The organism is Streptomyces katrae, assembly GCF_000966975.1.
Classification (GTDB): domain Bacteria; phylum Actinomycetota; class Actinomycetes; order Streptomycetales; family Streptomycetaceae; genus Streptomyces; species Streptomyces katrae.
The window spans coordinates 1-632 of sequence record NZ_JZWV01000709.1 but is presented as its reverse complement, the minus strand read 5'-3'; the positions used below and the strand labels follow the sequence as shown (position 1 = coordinate 632).

At 76.9% G+C, this 632-nt stretch carries 1 protein-coding gene; it reads left to right on the top strand.

Annotated elements, in window-relative coordinates:
• A partial coding sequence (locus VR44_RS24820) for an ACT domain-containing protein (protein WP_045949806.1) occupies positions 1-632 on the top strand: 632 nt, incomplete at both ends.

Here is a 632-nt window from a genome sequence, read left to right as displayed (position 1 = left end):
CGTCCAGCTCCTGCTCGCCCAGGACGCCTCCTCCGGCCCCGCCGCCGACTGGCTGGAGCACGCCAAGACCCCCGCGGCCCGCATCGCCATCAGCAGCTGGCTCCAGGCCCACCCCGAGGGGGCCCTGCCCGCCGCCGCGGCCCCCCGCGCCCCGCTCTCGGTGCCGGGCCTGCGCGGGGGCGGGGGCAACGCCGTCGCCGACCTCCCCGACGCACACGTCCGCCTCGCCGGCTGCTGCACCCCCGTACCGCCCGACGCGGTCGCCGGGTTCGTCGTCCGGGGCGGCGCCGTCACCGTCCACCGGGTGCACTGCCCGGCCGTCGCGCAGATGCGCTCCCTGGGCCGTACCTCCGTCGCCGTGCACTGGCGGGCCACCGCCGACTGCCGGGTCACCCTGCTCGCCGAATCGTTCGGCCGCCCCCACCTGCTGGCCGACCTGACCGAGGCCATCGCCCGCCAGGGGGTCGAGGTGGTCTCCGCCACCGTCGAGCCGCCCGTGGAGCAGCGGGTCCGGCACAGCTACACCCTGCAGCTGCCCGACGCCTCGGTACTGCCCGGGCTGATGCGGGCCATGCGGGACGTGCCCGGCGTCTACGACGTCAGCCGGGCCTGGGGCTGTCTCTTATACACAT